At 31.8% G+C, this 20,631-nt stretch carries 20 protein-coding genes; 10 read left to right on the forward strand and 10 right to left on the reverse strand.

The window, feature by feature from the left end:
• Position 1 precedes the first annotated feature (1 nt).
• The gene (gene gldB / locus DIS18_RS07540) at positions 2-964 is read right to left on the reverse strand and encodes a gliding motility lipoprotein GldB (protein WP_109352382.1); all 963 of its coding nucleotides are present in this window, start codon (positions 962-964) and stop codon (positions 2-4) included.
• Positions 965-1,056: 92 nt separating this feature from the next.
• On the opposite strand from gldB, the gene nadE reads away from it, so the two are divergent.
• Entirely contained in the window at positions 1,057-1,845 is a 789-nt protein-coding gene (gene nadE, locus DIS18_RS07545; protein ID WP_109352383.1) for an NAD(+) synthase, read from the forward strand.
• Positions 1,846-1,941: 96 nt separating this feature from the next.
• Complete coding sequence (locus DIS18_RS07550) at positions 1,942-2,571, forward strand: response regulator (RefSeq protein WP_109352384.1); 630 nt, start codon at positions 1,942-1,944, stop codon at positions 2,569-2,571.
• Positions 2,572-2,576: 5 nt separating this feature from the next.
• Here the strand turns inward: DIS18_RS07550 and dnaG are convergent, their stop codons facing one another.
• Complete coding sequence (gene dnaG / locus DIS18_RS07555; protein ID WP_109352385.1) at positions 2,577-4,535, reverse strand: DNA primase; 1,959 nt, start codon at positions 4,533-4,535, stop codon at positions 2,577-2,579.
• A gap of 169 nt (positions 4,536-4,704) precedes the next feature.
• Here dnaG and DIS18_RS07560 point away from each other — a divergent pair, with 169 nt between their 5' ends.
• Entirely contained in the window at positions 4,705-5,055 is a 351-nt protein-coding gene (locus tag DIS18_RS07560; protein WP_109352621.1) for a ribose-5-phosphate isomerase, read from the forward strand.
• Positions 5,056-5,118: 63 nt separating this feature from the next.
• Here the strand turns inward: DIS18_RS07560 and groL are convergent, their stop codons facing one another.
• From groL to miaB, 8 genes are all read right to left on the reverse strand, one after another.
• Entirely contained in the window at positions 5,119-6,753 is a 1,635-nt protein-coding gene (groL, locus tag DIS18_RS07565; protein ID WP_109352386.1) for a chaperonin GroEL, read from the reverse strand.
• 97 nt (positions 6,754-6,850) lie between these two features.
• On the reverse strand, positions 6,851-7,126 hold the full coding sequence (locus DIS18_RS07570; protein WP_109352387.1) for a co-chaperone GroES: 276 nt from the start codon (positions 7,124-7,126) through the stop codon (positions 6,851-6,853).
• A 147-nt stretch (positions 7,127-7,273) separates the two neighbouring features.
• Positions 7,274-7,633, reverse strand: a complete 360-nt coding sequence (secG, locus tag DIS18_RS07575; RefSeq protein ID WP_109352388.1) for a preprotein translocase subunit SecG — start codon at positions 7,631-7,633, stop codon at positions 7,274-7,276.
• Positions 7,633-8,574, reverse strand: a complete 942-nt coding sequence (locus DIS18_RS07580; protein WP_109352622.1) for a hypothetical protein — start codon at positions 8,572-8,574, stop codon at positions 7,633-7,635. Before DIS18_RS07580 ends, secG begins: the two co-directional genes overlap by 1 nt.
• 2 nt (positions 8,575-8,576) lie before the next feature.
• Positions 8,577-9,086: an LPS assembly lipoprotein LptE gene (gene lptE, locus DIS18_RS07585; RefSeq protein WP_109352389.1), complete on the reverse strand. Its 510-nt coding sequence runs from the start codon at positions 9,084-9,086 to the stop codon at positions 8,577-8,579.
• Between the two features lie 50 nt (positions 9,087-9,136).
• On the reverse strand, positions 9,137-10,408 hold the full coding sequence (locus tag DIS18_RS07590; protein WP_109352390.1) for a sigma-54 interaction domain-containing protein: 1,272 nt from the start codon (positions 10,406-10,408) through the stop codon (positions 9,137-9,139).
• A gap of 15 nt (positions 10,409-10,423) precedes the next feature.
• Positions 10,424-10,765, reverse strand: a complete 342-nt coding sequence (locus tag DIS18_RS07595) for an avidin-fold protein (RefSeq protein WP_109352391.1) — start codon at positions 10,763-10,765, stop codon at positions 10,424-10,426.
• 6 nt (positions 10,766-10,771) lie between these two features.
• Positions 10,772-12,220 carry a tRNA (N6-isopentenyl adenosine(37)-C2)-methylthiotransferase MiaB gene (gene miaB, locus DIS18_RS07600; protein WP_109352392.1) on the reverse strand — a complete coding sequence of 483 codons (1,449 nt, stop codon included), beginning with the start codon at positions 12,218-12,220 and terminating at the stop codon, positions 10,772-10,774.
• A gap of 166 nt (positions 12,221-12,386) precedes the next feature.
• Here miaB and DIS18_RS07605 point away from each other — a divergent pair, with 166 nt between their 5' ends.
• From DIS18_RS07605 to DIS18_RS07635, 7 genes are all read left to right on the forward strand, one after another.
• Positions 12,387-12,839, forward strand: coding sequence for a hypothetical protein (locus DIS18_RS07605; RefSeq protein ID WP_146191809.1), 453 nt, complete (start codon positions 12,387-12,389; stop codon positions 12,837-12,839).
• Between the two features lie 32 nt (positions 12,840-12,871).
• Positions 12,872-14,089, forward strand: coding sequence for an LVIVD repeat-containing protein (locus tag DIS18_RS07610; RefSeq protein ID WP_245925607.1), 1,218 nt, complete (start codon positions 12,872-12,874; stop codon positions 14,087-14,089).
• A 107-nt stretch (positions 14,090-14,196) separates the two neighbouring features.
• Entirely contained in the window at positions 14,197-14,967 is a 771-nt protein-coding gene (locus tag DIS18_RS07615; RefSeq protein WP_109352395.1) for a hypothetical protein, read from the forward strand.
• Between the two features lie 18 nt (positions 14,968-14,985).
• Complete coding sequence (locus DIS18_RS07620) at positions 14,986-15,753, forward strand: hypothetical protein (RefSeq protein ID WP_109352396.1); 768 nt, start codon at positions 14,986-14,988, stop codon at positions 15,751-15,753.
• Between the two features lie 140 nt (positions 15,754-15,893).
• The gene (locus DIS18_RS07625; RefSeq protein WP_109352397.1) at positions 15,894-16,835 is read left to right on the forward strand and encodes a lipid A-modifier LpxR family protein; all 942 of its coding nucleotides are present in this window, start codon (positions 15,894-15,896) and stop codon (positions 16,833-16,835) included.
• 110 nt (positions 16,836-16,945) lie between these two features.
• Positions 16,946-19,453: a type I DNA topoisomerase gene (gene topA, locus DIS18_RS07630; protein ID WP_109352398.1), complete on the forward strand. Its 2,508-nt coding sequence runs from the start codon at positions 16,946-16,948 to the stop codon at positions 19,451-19,453.
• 7 nt (positions 19,454-19,460) lie between these two features.
• Positions 19,461-20,627, forward strand: a complete 1,167-nt coding sequence (locus tag DIS18_RS07635) for a formimidoylglutamase (protein ID WP_109352399.1) — start codon at positions 19,461-19,463, stop codon at positions 20,625-20,627.
• Positions 20,628-20,631 lie beyond the last annotated feature (4 nt).

Here is a 20,631-nt window from a genome sequence, read left to right on the forward strand (position 1 = left end):
TCTATTTTCGTGGTTTAAACTTTGAATTGTTAAAAATATCTTCAGTGCTTTTTATAAGCATATCTTTTAAAGTTACATCGTTCTGTTTCATATAAGCGCGTACAATTTGCCAACCTATATATTGTCCAATTCGCCCAGGAGAATCAGCATCAATTTCTTCTAAATAAAATTTAGAAAAAGGAGCAGGGTTTATAAATCTACTTGGTAATTTAGAATCTGTGCTAAATAGTAATTCTTTACTTATAAAAAACCGCCAAATTTGACTTTCGTTTGCTTTAGCCCAATCAAATTTTGCTTCAGTGAAACCTATTCGTTCTGCTTCAGTTTTAAAGGGAATCATTACATCTTTAAAATATAATAGTTTTCCAAAATAAATCATTTCGTCAAGTAATGTTTTACGGTTTGGATGGTAAGTGTATTTTTCAGCATAAGCATTAGCTAGGTCAACTACAATTTGTTCTTTATTTAAATTAGCTTTTAAAAAATTAGCAATCCCTCCATAGAACTCATGATTACTTCCTAAATAAGAATCTAATGCTATTAATGAGATAGTATCAGTTACTATTATTCTGTTTCTAAAATCAACATCACTTGTTGTGGTAATAATCCTTGGGGGGTTAAATTCTGGATAGATGTATTTTAAATGATTGAATAATGATTCAATTTCAGATTCAATGTTCTCAAAGTTTGAAAAAGTTTTATTGACTTCATTAAAAAGTTCAATCTGTAAAGTGTCTTCTTTTTTTGCTAACCAAAATGAATCATCATATTTCTCAGAAAACATAAATGGATATGCCTTTTTTAAGTCTGAGAGTTTTTCTGGTGTAATTTTGGCAAATAACTTATCAAAACGTTCAATTTTTACATCAGTATTTATGTTTGCTATCTCTTGTTCTAAAGCTTTTTCTTTTTTACAAGAAATAACAATTGTTGCAATAAATAAAAACAATAGTATATACTTCATTGAAAACTTAAACGACATAAATTTTTATAAATTGAGTGTATAGGTTATTTTTGTTTGCAAAGGTACTACTATTACATATAAATTCATTTAAAATGCAAACAGAAAAAGTTGTCAATCATATTGTAAATTGGTTAAAAGATTATGCTACAAATGCTGGTGTAAATGGATTTGTTGTAGGAGTCTCTGGCGGAATAGATTCAGCAGTTACATCAACTCTATGTGCAAAAACTGGACTTGGAGTTTTATGTGTAGAGATGCCTATACATCAAGCAGCAAGTCATGTTAGTAGAGCACATGAGCACATAGCACAATTGAAAGAACGTTTTGAAAATGTTGATGATACAAGAGCCGATTTAACACCCGTTTTTGAAGAGTTTAAAACGGAAGTGTTTATGGACGGTGAACAAGCCACAATAGATATGGCTTTAGCTAATACGCGTGCCAGATTGAGAATGACAACACTATATTACTATGCTGGACTATATGGATTATTAGTTGCAGGAACAGGAAATAAAGTAGAAGATTTTGGAGTTGGTTTTTATACAAAATATGGAGATGGAGGTGTGGATTTAAGCCCAATTGCAGATTTAATGAAGTCTGAAGTATACAAGATTGGCGAGTTTTTAGAAGTGCCTGAATCTATTATGAAAGCAGCACCTAGTGATGGTTTATTTGGTGATGCTAGGAGTGATGAAGATCAAATTGGGGCCTCTTATCCTGAATTAGAATGGGCTATGAAAATGGATGATGAAGGAAAGACAATTAATGACTTTTCTGGAAGGGAACAAGATGTATTTAAAATTTACAAACGTTATAATAATAATAACAAACATAAGATGATTCCTATTCCAATTTGCGAAATTCCTAGTGAATTGATGTAACTATTGCAGATTATTTAAAAAAGTCTTACATTTACAGCAAGCTTAATCTCTCAACCTAACTATCTCTCAAATAGTTATTAAAAAAAGCTTCTCATTATGATAAAATTATTAATAGCAGACAATCACCCTATTGCGAGAAAAGGACTAGAAGTTCTATTTTCAGCATCTTCCGACATAAAAATTGTTGGTAGTGTAGACGATGGCGAAGCCATCTTGGATTTTGTAAAGAAAAATCCTGTAGACATTATTTTAACGGAAACTGATTTTCCTAAATTAAATGGATTAACAGTATTACGTCATTTAAAAAATGACCATCCGGACATTAAAACTATTATTTTTAGTGCTCAACCAGAAGAAGTTTATGCCATAAATGCCATTAAAGCTGGTGCTCAAGGCTACTTAAACAAATCTGTTAACGTTATTACTATTAATGAAGCCATCTTGAAAGTGCACGATGGTGGTATTCATTTAAGTAATGATTTAACACAACAACTTGCTTTTGGAACAAGAGTTAATAAAGGCGGTACATTTTACAAAAAGCTTTCTACCCGAGAAGCTGAAGTATTAAAGCTTCTTACCATTGGTAGAAAAAATAAAGAAATTTCTAAGGAATTAGATATAAACGAAAAAACAGTTAGTACGTATAAGGCGAGACTAATGAGAAAACTTAAAGTGACTAATTTAGTTGATTTAGTTAATCAGGCTAAACTTAGCCAACAAGTATAGAGTTTTTAAAGAACTCTGTTTAATTTTCTAGACAACAACATTTTTAGACCCGAATAGTCTTTTACTTCTTCAAGTATATTTCTATTCGAGTCTATTTTATTTTGGAGTGTTTCCTGCTGGAATTCTTTTACCTTTTGGTCAATTAAAAAACACCTTAGACTTAGTATTGTTTCACTCACCAATTGTGCTATAGTATGTTTTTTTTCTTTTGGAAAAATATTCATTCGATTCCAATCATCAAGTGAATAACGTTCATCTTCCATTAAAATAGTTGTAATTTCATTGGCCATATCTTGGTCAACAGAATTCACAAAAGTTTTTAATTCAAACTCTTGGTCTTGATTTAATTTATCTATTATAGTGTAATAAAGCGCTTTAAACCTTTCATTTGTAAATTGCATCTCGTCATCTTGCAAGTCTAAAAACACCTTTTCAAATACTTTAGCTTCATGAATAACAGGTTCTAAAACCAATTCGCTTTTATCATTTTCTTTTAAAACTAAATCTTCAAAATTTTCAATTTTGTTCCCGTAAAGCAATAATATCTCTATTATTTTTCGTTCTAAAACATATTGAATATCAACTTTTTCAACAGGTTGTTGGTGCTTAATAACCTCAAAAGCTTTCTGTTCAGTTTTAAATTTCTTATTCTCCTCTTGAGATTCTTTTTTATTGATTTGTGCCAAAGTACTAAAAAGGACTTCCTCACTTATATCCATAATTCTTGCACATTCTTGGATATATATCTCTTTTTTAATACGGTCTGGGATTTTAGAGATACTGTTTACAATATCTCTTACAGTATCCGCTTTTTTTATAGGATCATTTTTAGATTCTTCAAACAAAACAGAAGCTTTAAATTGGATAAAGTCTTTAGCATTTTCTTCTAAATATTTAGCAAGTTCTTCTAAAGTGTTTTGCTTTGCAAAACTATCAGGGTCTTCTCCTTCTGGAAATGTACATACCTTAACATTCATTCCCTGTTCTAAAATCAAATCAATACCTCTAAGAGAGGCTCTCATTCCAGCAGCATCACCATCAAAAAGTACTGTTATATTTTTTGTAAGTCTGTTAATTAACCTTATTTGCTCTGAAGTTAATGCTGTTCCTGACGAAGACACAACATTTTTTATTCCTGTTTGATGAAACTGAATAACATCTGTATATCCTTCAACTAAGTAACAATTGTCTTCTTTTGCTATGCTTTGTTTTGCATGATAAATACCATACAAAACTTTGCTTTTATGGTAAATATCACTCTCTGGGGAGTTTACATATTTAGCTGCTTTTTTATCAGTGATAAGAATACGTCCGCCAAAACCTAAAACACGCCCACTCATACTTTTAATAGGGAACATAACCCGTCCTTTAAACCTATCAAAACGTTTGTCTTCTTTTACAATGGTTAGTCCTGTTTTTGCTAAATAATCAATGTTATAGCCTTGTTTTAGAGCTTCATCTGTAAAGGCTTGCCATTCATTTAAAGAATATCCTAAATCGAATTTTTTAATAGTCTCTTCAGTAAAACCTCGTTCTTTAAAATAACTTAAGCCTATTGATTTTCCTTGATCTGTTTTATGAAGCACTTTTTGAAAATAGGTGTTTGCAAATTCACTAACTAGATATAAGCTTTCACGTTCGTTTGCTTTTTCTTTTTGCTCATTAGATTGCTCTGTTTCTTCTATTTCAATATTGTATTTTTTGGCTAAGTATTTTATAGCTTCAGGATATGTAAAATGTTCATGTTCCATTAAAAAGGATACAGCTGTACCACCTTTTCCTGTAGAAAAATCTTTCCAAATTTGTTTAACTGGTGATACCATAAAACTTGGAGAACGTTCGTCACTAAAAGGGCTTAAACCTTTAAAATTACTTCCAGCTTTTTTTAACTGAACAAAATCACCAATGACCTCCTCTACTCGGGCGGTGTCAAATACTTGATCTATGGATGATTGAGATATCAATTTGAATTGTTTTTGTAGAATGTAAAAATAAGATAAAATAATACATTAATATATAGCTTTTTGTCTTTGCGAAAGATTTTAATTAATTTAGAAGTAATATATTGGTACGAATAGTATAAAACTATTTTTAATGAAAGTCTTTTTTTAGAGAGATAACTTGGTTTAAATGATGCGTAAAGTGCAATATCAAATTTATGTTATTGAATTATCGAAACGTGTATTTACTGAAAATGCAAAGTTTAGAGCAGCTAATCCTCAATTTAATGGCGTTTTAGAATGTCTTTATGTTGGTATGACGAGTAAGACGCCTAAAGAACGATTCATTCAGCATAAAACAGGTCATAGAAATAAGAAAGGATATAAAATTTCCTCCAGTATAGTAGAAAAGTATGGTTCTTATTTAAGGCCCAGTTTGTATAATCATATCGATCCTGTAAATTCAAGGCAAGAAGCTCTAAAAATAGAAAAACTCTTAGCATTGGAATTAAGAAGAAAGCGCTATGCCGTTTGGTTTAATTGAATAAAAAAACGCTCCAAAATTAATTGAAGCGTTTTAATAATTTATCTATGATGTGATTTATCATTACATCATACCTGGCATACCACCACCCATTGGAGGATGAGCATGACCAGCATCTGCTTCTTTAATGTCTATTAAAGCACACTCTGTAGTAAGAATCATTCCAGCAACAGACGCCGCATTTTCTAATGCAATACGTGTTACTTTTTTAGGATCGATAATACCAGCTTTAAGCATATCAACATATTCTTCAGATTTAGCATTGTAGCCAAAATCTTTTTTGCCTTCTAAAACTTTATTTATAACAACTGAACCTTCGCCACCAGCATTTTCAACAATAGTTCTTAAAGGTGCTTCAATAGCTTTGTTTACGATTTGTACACCAGTTGTTTCGTCTAAATTTGTAGTTTCTAATTTAGCTAAAACAGATTTTGCTCTAACTAAAGCAACACCACCACCAGCAACAATACCTTCTTCTACAGCAGCTCTTGTTGCATGTAAAGCATCGTCAACACGGTCTTTCTTTTCTTTCATTTCAACTTCACTAGCAGCACCTACGTATAGTACAGCAACACCACCAGCTAATTTAGCTAAACGTTCTTGAAGCTTTTCTTTATCGTAATCTGAAGTCGTCGTTTCAATTTGAGATTTAATCTGGTTTACTCTTGCTTTAATATCAGAAGCTTTTCCTGCTCCATTAACAATTGTAGTATTGTCTTTATCAACAGTTACAGTTTCAGCAGTTCCTAACATGCTTAAATCGGCATTTTCAAGAGTGAATCCTCTTTCTTCAGAAATTACAGTTCCACCTGTTAAAATAGCTATGTCCTCAAGCATTGCTTTACGTCTATCTCCAAATCCAGGAGCTTTAACAGCAGCAATTTTAAGTCCGCCACGTAATTTGTTAACTACTAAAGTAGCTAAAGCTTGTCCGTCTACATCTTCTGCGATAATTAATAAAGGGCGACCAGATTGCGCAACCGGTTCTAATATTGGAAGAATTTCTTGTAAGTTAGAAATCTTCTTGTCAAATAATAAAATGTATGGATTTTCTAAATCGGCAATCATTTTGTCAGCATCAGTTACAAAGTAAGGTGATAAATATCCTCTGTCAAATTGCATACCTTCTACAACATCAACATAAGTTTCCATACCTTTTGCTTCTTCAACAGTAATCACACCTTCTTTACCAACTTTAGTAAAAGCTTGAGCAATTAACTCACCAATCGTATCATCATTGTTTGCTGAAATAGCGGCAACCTGTTTTATTTTTTCAGAAGAATTACCTACCTGTTTAGATTGCTTTTCAAGATCAGCAGTAATAGCTTCAACAGCTTTGTCTATACCACGTTTTAAATCCATTGGATTCGCTCCTGAAGCAACATTTTTCAAACCTTCTTTTACGATAGCTTGTGCTAAAACGGTAGCGGTAGTAGTACCATCACCAGCTAAGTCATTAGTCTTACTAGCTACTTCTTTCACCATTTGAGCACCCATATTTTCGTGCTCGTTTTCTAACTCAATTTCTTTTGCAACAGAAACACCATCTTTTGTAACTTGAGGTGCACCAAAACTTTTAGAAATAATAACGTTACGTCCTTTAGGACCTAAAGTTACTTTTACTGCATTGGCTAATGCATCTACACCGCGCTTTAAACCATCGCGAGCTTCAATATCAAATTTTATATCTTTTGCCATAATATGTTATATTTTTTATTCCCGTGAAGCAGGGAAACTGTTTTAATAGTATTTTAATTTTTGTTTGATAAGATTCCTACCTGTGGAGGAATGATAATTATATTATTGCCAATATATCACTCTCACGCATGATTAAATAATCATTACCCTCAAGTTTTAAATCAGTTCCAGCGTATTTTCCATATAATACTGAATCACCAACTTTTACTGTTATTGGCTCGTCTTTGGTTCCAGGTCCAGCTGCTACAACAGTACCTTTTTGTGGTTTTTCTTTAGCATTATCTGGAATAATAATTCCTGATGCTGTTTTAGTTTCAGCTGCAGCAGGTTCAATAAGAACTCTGTCTGCTAATGGTTTAATGTTTAATGCCATTGTTTATATGTTTTTTAATTTTAAATTATATGTTTAACGCTTAAGCGTTATGCTAAAAATGTGCCATGACTTGGTAACTGACAAACTTGCAGAAACAAAAAATGCCAACTGTTAAAGTTGACATTTTTTGTTTCATTTATTTTATGCTTAGTTACCTGTTGAATCTGCTGGTGTAGCAGTATTATTTGTAGCAGGTAAAGGTGTAGCTTCTGGTAATGGTTGTGTTACTTGCGTATCTGGGTCTAAAGCTTTAGAATCTGCACTAGCACCACCTCTATCAATTGCAACATTAGATATTAGGATTAAGACTAACAATAATGTAGCTAATGTCCATGTGCTTTTATCTAAAAAGTCGGTTGTCTTTTTTACACCACCTAATTGTTGTGTTCCGCCACCTCCGAAAGATGAAGATAATCCACCACCTTTAGGGTTTTGTACCATGATTACTACTACTAGCAAAAATGCTACAACTACTATAAGGATTAAAAATATTGTAAACGTACTCATTATTCTTTATTATTTTGTTCTTGTAATTGCTCTACTGCTTTAATTTGGTTTGCAAAGAAACTACTTTTTTCTGGATATTTCAAACTTAAAATTTTATAAGATTGAATTGCTTTTTTATAGTTTTTTTGCTCTACGTAAATACGCGCTAAAGTCTCTGTCATTAAAGCTTCAGGTTGTATCATTTGTGCTTTAGCTAAATTTACTTTTTTCGTATTTGATTTTACAGGACCTATTTTAGGATTTTCAGAAATAAATTTATCAATAAGCTCAAACTTTTTTTCTTTATCAGAAGTGCTTATTGGTTCTGCTTTAATAGGCGTTTCTTCTTTAGCTTTTCTGTCAATAGGTTTAAAACGAGTAAGTTTTAGCCATTCGTTAAAAGAGTGTGTTTCCTTTCTATCAAATTGAAGTGGTTCTCCAAGTTTTAATATGTCTTCGGCTGTAGCTTCTTGAGTTTTAGTTTCAGAAGTTACGTGTTCTATAGCTTCAGATTCATCTAGAACAAAACTTGATATTTTCTTAGGACGCGCTTCTTTAGGTTGAAATAAAGCAGGGTCTAAAACACCATCAGTTTCTTTTATTTGTTGTTTTAACTTATCATCAATTGTAACACTTTTTAAAACTGAAATATCTTCAATATCTACATTAAGGCCTTTCAAATTTTCAGTATTCTTTTTGATGAATTTTGAAATTTCATTTTGAATAAAAGCTTCAGAAGTTATAAAATCAAATAGAATACTTCTATCGGTTGTATAAGCTGCAGTTGTTTTGAGCTCTTGATTGTATTCAATGCTTCCTTGGTCTTTTAGTCCTTTTAGGTAAATAGCACGAGCAGGTTGAAAATATGGAAATTCTTCAATAATAGATTTTACGCCCTCGGTTTGCTCATACGAAATGGCTTGAGGGTTTTGTAATATGGATGTAAAATCAGTTTGATGCATTTCTACCATTTTGCTAATGTAGCATTAAAAATATCTTGAGTTATACGTTCGAAAATTTCTTCGTGCGCTGTTGTTTTTTGAGAACCTGTTAATACACCACTTGCTGGGTAATCATAAAAAAACGAAAAACTTTTTTCTAAATTATCTTCCTCTTTTTTTCTGTTGAAAAATCGAAGCTTTACATTAATAGTTAACCTATTTTGCGCTGCTCTGTTATCTGATGTTGCGGTTGTTGGAGAAATTCGATATTCAGTTATTTCACCTTCATAAACTAAATCGCCTTTTGAAGGAACAAGCGTTAAGTTAGTTTGATTCTGGATTAAATCTTCAAGAGCTATTTTAAAATCACGTTCTAAACCAGGTTCAATTAATAATGCTGTGTTTTCGAAACGATTAACTTGATAAGTTTCTGTTCCTGCAGGGATTGAAGCCCCAGTGAAAGAGTATGCACCACAGCCTAAAAGGATAAAACTAAAAGCTAAAAGTGAAAAGTGAATGATGTATTTTTTCATATGTGTTAAATTCCTTTAGTTAAGAATATGTCTCTAATTAAACGTGATGGTTATAAATCATATTGTTTAATCTTCCTGTATAACGTTCGCTCGCTAATTCCTAACTCAGCTGCTGCTAATTTACGTTTTCCGTTGTGACGCTCAAGTGATTTTTTAATTAATTCTAATTCTTTATCGTGTAATGATAAGGTTTCTTCTTCTTCAATTTCTTCAGCAAAATAGTATTTGTCTTGAATTGGAGTTGTTTCTTCTTCCATAGGCGAATGCTCTGGAATTGCTATAATGTCATTGTTTTCAATAGGTTCTTCATAGTTCAAAGTTTCGTCATCATCGTTTCCGTAAATTTTCTGAATCAGACTCTCGTTGTTTTTTTCAACATCTTTTACATTGCCATTTTTCATTAATTCCATAGTTAACTTTTTCAAGTCGTTAAGGTCTGCTTTCATATCAAAAAGCACCTTATAAAGAATTTCTCTTTCACTACTAAAATCACTTTCGGATTTTGATGTTTTTACAACTGCGGGTAAATTTGTATTAGCTGTTGCTGGTAGATACCCACGAAGTGTTTCGGCATTAATTGTTCTATTTTGTTCTAGAACTGATAGCTGTTCAGCAATATTTCTTAATTGACGAATATTACCACCCCAACGATGCTTTACTAAAACATGAATGGCGTTATCCGTTAATTTTACAGTTGGCATTTTATATTTTAATGCAAAATCGCTGGCAAATTTTCTAAACAATAAATGAATGTCTTCTTGACGCTCCCTTAGTGGAGGTAAATTAATATCTACAGTGCTTAATCTGTAAAATAAATCTTCACGGAATTTTTCTTTTTGAATAGCGTCAAACATATTTACGTTTGTAGCCGCTACAATGCGCACATTGGTTTTTTGTACCTTACTTGATCCTACTTTTAAAAACTCGCCGTTTTCTAAAACACGTAATAAGCGTACTTGAGTGGTTAGGGGAAGCTCTCCAACTTCATCTAAAAAAATGGTTCCGCCATCGGCTACTTCAAAATAGCCTGCACGGGTTTGGGTAGCGCCTGTAAAAGCACCTTTTTCGTGCCCGAATAATTCACTATCAATAGTGCCTTCTGGAATAGCACCACAGTTTACGGCAATATATTTATTGTGTTTTCTATGGGATAATTGATGGATGATTTTAGGGATACTTTCTTTACCAACACCACTTTCACCAGTTACTAAAACTGAAATATCAGTTGGCGCAACCTGAATCGCTTTTTCAATAGCACGATTTAGTGATGGGGTATTACCAATAATACCAAAACGTTGTTTTATAGCTTGAACTGATTCCATTTAATTTTTCAAATTTTAATTCTCAATATATTCAGAAATTCCGCTTTCATTTTTGTTTCCTAGCCATTCCCAATTTAGCGTTAACTTTATTTTATGGTTGTTAGTTAAACTAATTTGCGCAATAGCTTTTCCTGCTTTTAATTCATTTTCTGTGGTTATACACTGGTATAACATATTAAGTGTATTGTTACTTAAGTTGGCAATTATTTTTCCATATTTAATAGTGCCTCCATAATAATCAGCGGTAACTAAATTGCCTTCTTGCTTATATTTAAATACTGTTTCAGAATTCACTTTTCCGTTTTCAGAGTTTTCTAAAAGCGAAAATGTTTTGTTATTAAAGTTGAATTCTGACATTGCTTTTTAATTATTATCCGAATACCCAACAGCTTCACCAATTAAGGTGGCACTGGTACAATTTTTAACTTTAACGTTTACAAATTCTCCCACTTTATAATTTACTTTAGGAAATACGCAAACTATACTTTGTGGTGTGCGACCAGACCATTGCGTATTTGATTTTTTTGATTCTTTTTCAATCAAAACTTCTACGGTTTTATCAAGCCATTCTTTGGTTTTTATTTCGCTGTGAAGCCTTTGTAAATCAACAATATCTTGTAGTCTTCGTTTTTTAGTTTCTTCAGGGACATCATCTTCCATATTTCTTCCTGCCATGGTTCCTGGGCGTTCAGAATATTTATACATGTATCCAAAGTTGTATTTTACATATTCCATTAGTGATACGGTGTCTTGAAAATCGGTTTCGTTTTCAGTTGGAAAACCAACAATCATATCTTGACTTATGGAGCAATCTGGAATAATTTTTCTGATGTTATCAATTAAATCCATGTACTCTTTTCGTGTGTGCAAACGGTTCATTTCTTTTAAAATACGATTACTACCACTTTGCACTGGTAAATGGATGTGATTACAAATATTATTGTATTTAGCCATAGTTTCAACAACATCTAAAGTTAAATCTTGTGGGTTTGATGTTGAAAAACGAATACGCATTTTTGGTTGTGCTTTGGCACATAGCTCTAATAAATTTGAAAAATTAACTGATGTTGCTTTTTGCATATCGGTTGCTTTTACAAAATCTTTTTTAAGACCGCCACCATACCATAAATAACTATCTACGTTTTGACCAAGTAATGTAATTTCTTTATAGCCCTTGTTCCATAAATCGTTTACTTCTTCAATGATACTCTGCGGATCTCTACTGCGCTCTCTCCCTCTAGTAAAAGGCACTACACAAAAGGTGCACATATTATCGCAACCACGAGTAATAGATACAAAAGCAGTTACGCCGTTAGTGTTTAATCTTACTGGTGAAACATCTCCATAAGTTTCCTCTTTTGAAAGAATAACGTTTATAGCGTCTCTACCTTCATCAACTTCAGCAAGTAAATTTGGTAAATCTTTGTAGGCATCTGGTCCAACAACTAAATCGACAATTTTTTCTTCTTCAAGAAATTTTGTTTTTAAACGTTCTGCCATACAACCCAATACACCAACTTTCATTTTCGGGTTGTGGTCACGTTTTACGGCATTATATTTTTGAAGACGTTTACGAACGGTTTGTTCTGCTTTATCTCTAATGGAGCAGGTGTTTACTAAAACTAAATCTGCTTCTTCTAGTTTTTGAGTAGTATTGAAACCTTGATTTGTTAAGATTGAAGCCACAATTTCACTATCGCTAAAATTCATAGCACAACCGTAACTTTCAATAAAAAGCTTACGTTTATTACCTGCTTTTGGGTCTAAAGCTAAAGATTCACCTTGTTTATTTTCGTCTATTATTTTTTCCATAAATTGATTGATACTTCTATCGGTCAATAAGCATGCAAAGATACAATTTATTTATATTTTATGACAAAGTGGCAGTTTGATTTTGTAGTGTTTTCTTAATATTTTCACACAATTCACGCAACCATAATTGAGTTTATGTATCTATTGTATAACAAACTTACCTCAAATGAGAACCCTACTTAAAAAAATGTCTTTTACAATAGCTATCATGTTTTGTTCAATGAACATATTGTGTGAAGATTTAGATGAGCCAGATGTTTCAGGTAATTTATGTGATTATCAAGTTATTATTGATGAAGATTTGTATGGAAATTTAGAATCCTCATCTTTCGAATTTGTAAATGCTGAAATAATTGATGATTGCTTAAATATTGAATTAGGCGCTTCTGGTTGTGATGGGGCTAATTGGGAATTTAAATTAGTCGATTCTGGTTCAATTACTGAATCTTCACCAGAGCAACGTTTTTTAAAGTTGCAACTTATAAATATTGAGTTGTGTGACGCTTTTTTTCAAACATCTATATCTTTCGATCTTAAACCTATCAGAATTGAAAATGGGATAAATGAAATTATTCTTAATATTGATGGTCTGCAATCAGCATTAAATTATACCTATTAAAAAAATAAAATATGAAAATAAAATATCTTTTTTTGTCCCTAGTATTTTTAGTTGCTTTTTCTTGTGACGATAATGATGATGACTATGAATTTGTGCAAGTAGCAACACCAGAGTTAATGAGTAAAACGGCTTTTAGAAATTCAGTAGAAGTTACAGTTCCAAAAACCATTGAAGAACCTGGTAAAATTTATGTGTATAACAATTATATTTTTGTTGGCGATGTAGATTCTGGAATACATGTTATAGATAATTCTAATCCTGAATCTCCTCAAGCAATTAAATTTATAGAAATTCCTGGTAACGAAGATATTTCTGTAAAAGATAATTTTTTATATGCGGATAGTGCCACAGATTTAGTGGTCTTTGATATTTCGGATATTAATAATGTGTCTATGGTTGAACGATTGAATGATGTTTTTAATGTTTATGATTATGATATTCCTGTTGAAGCTGATGATGTAGATTTTGGGAAGTTTGATTTTGAAGAAGACATTATAGTGGGATGGACATTAACTACAGAGCGTCGTAAAAAAGTTGATGATCGTCAAATAGATATTGCTCTTGAAGGAGATGTTTTAAACTCTAGTGCGGAGTCTACGACAGGAACGGGAGGTTCTTTAGCAAGATTTCAGATTGTAGATAATTATATGTATGCCGTTGGTAATTACGAGATGGCTATTTTTAATATTCAAAATTTAAAAGAACCAGTACTTGCTAATACGCAGTATGCAGGTTGGAATATAGAAACGATGTTTCAAGCCGACGGATATCTATACCTTGGTAGTACTAATGGTATGTATATTTATGATTTGGTTAATCCGTCTTCGCCAGAATTTGTTTCAGAGTTTGTGCATTGGGAAGGTTGTGATCCTGTGGTTGTAGATGGTGATTATGCATATTTAACTTTACGAGGTGGTAATATTTGTGGTCAGTTAGAGAGTGTATTAGAAGTTATTGATATTAGTGATAAAGCAAACCCAGTGTTAGCTGAAAGGTACGAATTGGAAAACCCTTATGGCTTAGGTTTTAAAAATAACATGCTTTACGTTTGTGATGGTACTGCTGGTTTAAAGTTGTTTGAGCGAGAAACACCAAAAGATTTAAAACTAGTAAATACATTAAAAGATATTCAAGCAAAAGATGTAATTCCGTTGGAGAATAGCTTGATAATGATTGGTGGTAATACCTTGTATCAATACGAATATATGGAAAACAACATTGGGCTAATAAGCTCATTCAAACTAAATTAAACTAAACAAATGTTGTTTTAAAAATCTGCTTTCGGGCAGATTTTTTTGTTTATAATTGTAACTAATTTAGTGAAGTAATTACTTGTTAGATAACCAATCAATTGAAAATGAATACATTTGAAAGTTTAGTAAAGAAGATAGAAAATGCTAAAGATTTAGAGTTTAGTAACCTTTTTGATAGCGTTATTGAATTGTTTAAAAAAGTATGGCTTAAAGGATTTTTAACCGTTTTGTTAATTGCAATTGTTGCTTTTTGTGCAAACATTTTGTTTTCTTTATTAGGCTTAGCATCAAATCAAACGCTTCTTTATGATGGTTTTGATTTAGAATTCTTTTTTAAATCTTATTCCGAGACAATAATCTATAACATACCGCAAGCGATTATTGTAAGTACTATGACGATGGCTTTTGTTGCAGCTTTTTACAGGATATGCAGACAACATGTTTTGGGAGAGGATGCTGTAGATGATTATTTTTATTTTTTAAAAAAAGGATACTTCTCTAAATTACTTATGCTGGGTCTAATACATACAGGTATTTCTGTATTGGCGCAATTTTTATTTATTCTACCAGCTATTTATGTATTTGTACCATTGGCATATTTTACTATTATTTTTGCTAACAATCCTAACTTAAGTGAAAGCGAAATTGTTAAAGCTAGTTTTAGGCTTGGAAATAAAAAATGGCTTATTACTTTTGGGACTATGTTTGTTGCAGGACTTTTGGGGATGCTAGGAATTATAGGTTGTGGAATCGGGCTTTTATTTACTATTTCAATTGTGTATTTACCAGTATTTTTTATTTACAAAGAAGTAGTTGGTTTTGAAGATACAAGTGAAATTGAACAAATTGGTGTTAGAGATGATTCAGATTATTAATATTTAAGCAAATTTATAATGAATACTTTGGAAACTTTATCAAGCAAAATTGAAAGTGCTAAAGAGTTGGACTTTGGCGATATTTTTAATAAGTCGATTGAACTTTTTAAAAAGGTTTGGTTGCAAGGATTAGTAACTTTATTATTAACTATTGTATTAATGATTCCTTTTTATATCATTATGTATTTACCTTTAATAGCTTTCGGTTTTATGGATCCGGAATCTTTTCAACAAGGGGGAGAGCCAGATATGGCATTTTTAATTCCTTTCTATTTGTTTATGCTTGTATTTATGTTTTTCGCAATGATTATTGGTTTTGGCTTAAAGTCTGCATTTTACAGGATATGTAAATCTAAAGATTTGAATGAAGCGTCTTCTGATGACTATTTTTATTTCTTTAAAAAACCATATTTAGGAAAAACTATAAAATTAGCGGCTATGACTTTTGGAATTAGTTTAGTTGCAGCATTGCTCTGCTTTTTTCCTATCATTTATGTTATGGTGCCTATTGCATTAATAAATGTAATTTATGCTTTTAATCCTGATATGGAAGCTTCAGATATTGTAAAAGTAGGGTTTAAATTAGGTAACAAAAAATGGCTAATAACCTTTGGTTTAATGTTTGTAGCAGGTCTTCTGGCGCAAATAGTAGGGATGGTAATGTGTTTTATTGGTGTGTTTGTTACAGCCTCATTTGCAGCAATACCCTTATATTACATCTATAAGGAATCAATTGGATTGAATGAACAAAATGCAATTGACGAAATAGGTACAGTTTCTGAATAATATTTAGCATTTTTTAAAGTTTAAAGAGTCATGTCTTATTGAGATTATGACTCTTCGTTCTTTAATTAATAGAGTAAGATAGTTGTGCTAATATAATACGACAAAAACATACTGATTTTAATTGAAATTAGTTTTTACATATGCCAAAATTAATTCAAAAACTAAATGAAGCTCTATTTGTAAAGAATAGTATTTTTTTAGTTTTTCTATTGTATTCCAATTTTATAGAATCGCAAAATCAACAAATAGATTTAACAATAAGTAATGATAAATTTGTTTTTATAGATCGTTATTATACAAGTGGTTTACATCTTTCTTATCGAAAGGGATTGAAGCAAAATTTTATATTCACAAAACAAGAAGACAATAAATTACAATTAAATATTACTGTTGGAAATGAAACATATACGCCAACAAATCTTAATTCTTTTGATAATAGAGATTTTGATCGTCCTTATGCTGGTTGGCTTTTTGGTAAACTAGAGCTGGGTAGAATAAAGAAAAAATCAGCTTTATTTTTTGCAGTTGAATCTGGTGTTACTGGAGAAGAATCTTTGGCAGGTAAACTACAAATTAGGCTTCATGAGTTTTTAAACATAGGGAGTAGACCTACTTGGGCAGACGAAATAGCTTATAAATGGCTTTTTAATTTTAAAGCTTCAAAAATATATGATTTTCAACTTAACAATAAAAACAGCATTCAAAATCAAATTGAAGCAAGCTTAGGTAGTAAAGACACTTATATTATGAATAATCTTGTTTACTTCTTTGGAAAATTTAATGATTTACAAAACTCATCTCGTTTAAACTTAGTTGATAATAGTCAGAACAAAGAATTTTATGGGTTTATTTTAGCAGGTTATAAATATGTATTGTTAAACACTTTAATACAAGGAAGTCCTTTTGATGATGATGATCCTTTTACATCCATATCAACACAAAGTGTTTTTAAACTAAGTGCAGGAGCTGTTTTAAAAACGAAAAAGAACATTATTAAATTAGGATACTATTTTAATACTAAAGAGACACCGTTGTCTACTTCGCATACTTATGGTGCATTAACTTTTGGATTTAGTTTTTAAGTTAAAAGGAAGCTTTTATAGATATAATAGTCAAAATATTGGTTAAAACGCATTCAAATTAGTGAGATAAACTTTTTTTGATATACATTTGTAGCTTCAAAAAATGAAGTATGGCGAAGAATTTAGTAATAGTAGAGTCACCTGCTAAGGCAAAAACCATTGAAAAATTTCTAGGAAAAGATTTTAAAGTAGAATCTAGTTTTGGGCATATTGCCGATTTACCTTCTAAGGAATTGGGTGTAGATGTTGATGGTGATTTTAAACCTAAGTACGAAGTTTCAAAAGATAAAAAGGCAGTTGTAAAAAAGCTGAGAGATCTTGCAAAAAAAGCTGAAATGGTTTGGTTAGCAAGTGATGAGGATCGAGAAGGAGAGGCTATTGCGTGGCATTTAGCAGAAACTTTAAAATTAGATAAAGACAAAACAAAACGTATTGTTTTTCATGAGATTACTAAAGGTGCTATTTTAAAAGCTATTGAAAACCCAAGAGGTATTGATTATGATTTAGTAGATGCGCAACAGGCACGTCGTGTATTAGATAGAATTGTAGGGTATGAATTGTCTCCGGTACTTTGGAGAAAAGTAAAAGGAGGTTTATCTGCAGGTCGTGTACAATCGGTTTCTGTGCGATTAATTGTTGAGAAGGAAAGAGAAATTCAAGGGTTTAAACCTGTTGCATCTTATAGAATTGATGCGGAATTTTCAAATGAAGATGGGCAAACGTTTAAAGCGAAACTTCCAAAGAATTTTTCAACTAAAGCAGAAGCACAAAAATTTTTAGAGCAAAATGCTTCAGCAGATTTTAAAGTTGCAGATTTAACAAAAAAACCTGCAAAAAAATCCCCAGCTGCACCATTTACAACATCAACATTACAACAAGAAGCATCTCGTAAATTATATTTTTCAGTAAGTAAAACCATGACTATGGCACAACGCCTTTATGAAGCAGGTTTAATTACTTATATGAGAACCGATAGTGTAAACTTATCTGATGAGGCAAAAAAAGGAGCGGAGGCAGAAATAAAAAATGCCTATGGAGAAGAATATAGCGAGCCAAGAAACTATAAAGGAAAATCTAAAGGTGCTCAAGAAGCGCATGAGGCTATACGTCCAACAAATTTTGCAACGCACTCAGTAACTATTGATAGAGATCAAGCGCGTTTGTATGATTTAATCTGGAAACGTGCAATTGCATCACAAATGAGCGAAGCAGAATTAGAGCGTACTAATGTAAAAATAAGTGCTTCAACACATAACGAAAATTTCACTGCTAACGGAGAGGTTATCACGTTTGACGGATTCTTGAAGGTGTATTTAGAAGGAACCGATGATGAGGATGTTGAGCAAGATGGAATGTTGCCAGCAATGAGAACTAATGAGACATTGCTAAATAATTATATTACTGCAACAGAACGTTATACACGTCCACCAGCTCGATTTACTGAAGCATCATTAGTTAAGAAATTAGAAGAATTGGGTATTGGTCGTCCGTCTACTTATGCGCCAACCATTTCAACCATTCAAAACAGGAATTATATTGAAAAAGGTACTGTTGAAGGTGTAGAACGAAATTATTCTCAACTCACTTTACAGTTAGGAGAAGTAAAAGATAAAACGCTTTCTGAAAAAGTAGGATCAGATAAAGGAAAACTTGTTCCTACTGATATTGGAATGATTGTAACTGACTTTTTAGTAAATCATTTTGATGCTATTTTAGATTATAACTTCACTGCTAAAGTTGAAGCCGATTTTGATGAGATTGCAGAAGGAAAGGAAGATTGGACTAAAATGATGAAATCGTTTTATAAAGAATTTCATCCTGTAGTTGAAGATGTAAAAGAAAATGCAGATAGAGAATCAGGAGAGCGTATTTTAGGTGAAGACCCAAAAACTGGACGTCGTGTAAGTGTGCGTTTAGGCAAGTTTGGACCTATGGTACAAATAGGAACTGTTGATGATGAAGAAAAACCTCAATTTGCAAGTTTAAGCCCAGACCAACAATTAGGTAGCATTACCTATGAAGAAGCTATGGATTTATTTCAGCTTCCTAAAACCTTAGGTAATTATGAGGGCGAAGAAGTACAAGTAAATAATGGTCGTTTTGGGCCTTATGTCAAGTTTGGTAGCGCTTTTGTTTCGCTTCCTAAAGGTGTAGATCCATTAAGTGTAGAGCTAGATGATGCTATTGTTTTAATTAAAGAAAAACAAAAAGCAGATGCGCCAATATATATGTATAAAGATTTACCAGTACAAAAAGGTAAAGGACGTTTTGGACCATTTATTAAGTGGAATAATATGTTTATTAACGTTAACAAAAAATATGATTGGGATAATTTATCTGATGATGATATTGTTGAGTTAATAGAAGTTAAAATCCAAAAAGAAATAGATAAGGTTATACATAATTGGGAAGATGAAGGTATTCGTGTTGAAAAAGCCCGTTGGGGAAGACATAACGTTATCAAAGGAAAAGTAAAAGTAGAACTTGCTAAAACGGTTGATGTTTCAGAAATGACTTTGGAGGAAGCAAAAGGTATTATTGAAGCCAATGCTCCAAAAAAGAAAGCTACTAAAAGAAAAACCACAGCAAAAAAGAAAGCACCAGCAAAAAAGAAATAAATAGTACATGAACTTTAATTTTTTATCTCCAGTCTCTGATTCAGTTTTAGCACACAACGAGCTACTATCTGCTCAAGCTCTAGGGAGGAAACTTAAAATTCACTCAGAGCAACATGGTATGCCAGATTTAGAAGGTGTTAATATTGCAATTATTGGCGTTCTTGAAAACAGAAACGATATTAATTATATAGGAGAAGAGTTTCAACTTAATGAAATTAGAAAATCGTTTTACGGGCTTTTCCCAGGAAGTTGGAATACTACAGTAGCAGATTTAGGCGATATTAATAGAGGAGAAAGTGTTGAAGATACTTACTTTGCTTTAAAGGAAGCCATAACTATTTTAGTCAAAAAAAATATAATTCCTGTCATACTGGGAGGTTCGCAAGATCTTACATATGCTAATTATAGAGCGTATGATGCTTTAATTCCTATGGTTAATATAGTTAATGTTGATGCTCAATTTAATTTAGGAGATTCAACCAAACCTATTAAAAATACTAGCTTTGTTGGAAAAATTATTTTAGATGAACCCTATAATTTGTTTAATTACGCAACTATTGGGTATCAAACTTATTTTAACTCGCAGGAGGAAATAGATTTGATGGACAACTTATATTTTGAATCTTATCGATTAGGAGAAGTTTCAAAAGATGTTACTATAGTTGAGCCTGTTTTAAGAGATGCCAATATTGTTAGTTTAGATTTAACTTCGATAAAAGGGTCTGAAGTAAGTTCAAAACAAAAATACTCGCCAAATGGTTTAGATGGGAAAGAAGTTTGTGCCATTGCAAGATATGCAGGTATAAGTAATAAGGTAACTTCATTCGGTATTTATGAATATAAGCAATCGAAAGATGATGAACTTACATCTATGTTGGTTGCTCAAATACTATGGTATTTTATTGAGGGCGTAAACTTTAGAGTAAAGGATGATGATTTTTCAAATGATAGAAATTATCAAAAGTATATTACCTTAGTAGAATCTCAAGAATTAACTTTTTATAAGAGTAATAAAACAGGGCGTTGGTGGATTGAAATTCCTTTTTTAGAAGAAGTTAATAATAAATTGAAAAGACATACGTTATTACCATGCATGCATCAAGATTATCTAGATGCTTGTAATAATAAGGTGCCAGAGCGCTGGTTTAAAGCGTTACAGAAGAATAGTGTGTAATAGA

The sequence above is a fragment of the Algibacter marinivivus genome (assembly GCF_003143755.1).
Taxonomy (GTDB): domain Bacteria; phylum Bacteroidota; class Bacteroidia; order Flavobacteriales; family Flavobacteriaceae; genus Algibacter_B; species Algibacter_B marinivivus.